Source organism: Bartonella vinsonii subsp. vinsonii (assembly GCF_902825235.1).
Lineage (GTDB): Bacteria > Pseudomonadota > Alphaproteobacteria > Rhizobiales > Rhizobiaceae > Bartonella > Bartonella vinsonii.
In genome coordinates this window covers 1-806 of sequence record NZ_CADEAJ010000039.1, presented here as the reverse complement: position 1 = coordinate 806, position 806 = coordinate 1, and the positions used below count along the sequence as shown (strand labels likewise).

The 806-nt window shown below is 40.4% G+C and carries 1 protein-coding gene; it reads right to left on the bottom strand.

Going from position 1 to position 806, the window contains the following annotated elements:
• A partial coding sequence (locus tag J7R12_RS08590) for a DEAD/DEAH box helicase family protein (protein ID WP_208439066.1) occupies window positions 1–806 on the bottom strand: 806 nt, incomplete at both ends.

The window sequence follows — 806 nt, the reverse complement described above, 5'->3', positions numbered from 1 at the left end:
AAAGGTTATTCTGAACGGCTTTTGAAAAGGTATAAGTATAAAGGTTTTTGCCATAGAGCTCTTCATCATCCATAGAAGCCAGAACAGCATTAATCTCATTGGCTTGTTTCTTGGCATTATCGGTAAAGATCTTTGGAGTTGCCGTCATATAGAGACGTTTTTTGCCTTGTATAATGCTGTTGTCATGAACCTTGACAAATTCAGATTCACTGTTGTCTGTACCCAACACAGCACCCGTGGTTCTATGGGCTTCATCACAAATGATCAGATCAAATTCAGGTAAATGATATTTCTTTTGAGCATCCGATATCACTTGGATTGAATGATAAGTTGAAAAGATAACAGTCATGACATCAGCAGAAGTCTTATTGGCTTTGCTAGCAAGCTGTTTTGCATCTGTTGTAGCAGGCAGGGCAAGATCAGAAGTATCAAGACCAGCATCATCATCTTGGTTTTTACGCCGCTTGCCAACTTGTGTATCAGAACATACAGCAAAGGAACGCAAGGGTACCTCTGTATCACTTGTCCATTCTCTTATCGTTTGAGACATGAGAGCAAGAGAAGGCACTAAAAACAAAACACGCTTACCTTTTCCGGCTATTTGTTCTGCTATCTTGAGACTGGTGAAGGTTTTTCCCGTTCCACACGCCATAATCAGCTTGCCACGGTCTGCTTCTTGTAAACCCTCACAAACAGCTTCAAGGGCTTCTTTCTGATGATCTAAAAGCTTTTTCTTCGTTTGCTCTTTAAGGACAACCGTTTCTTTTCCTTCAAAACGACTCCAATCGATTTGACTGTTTTCTAAA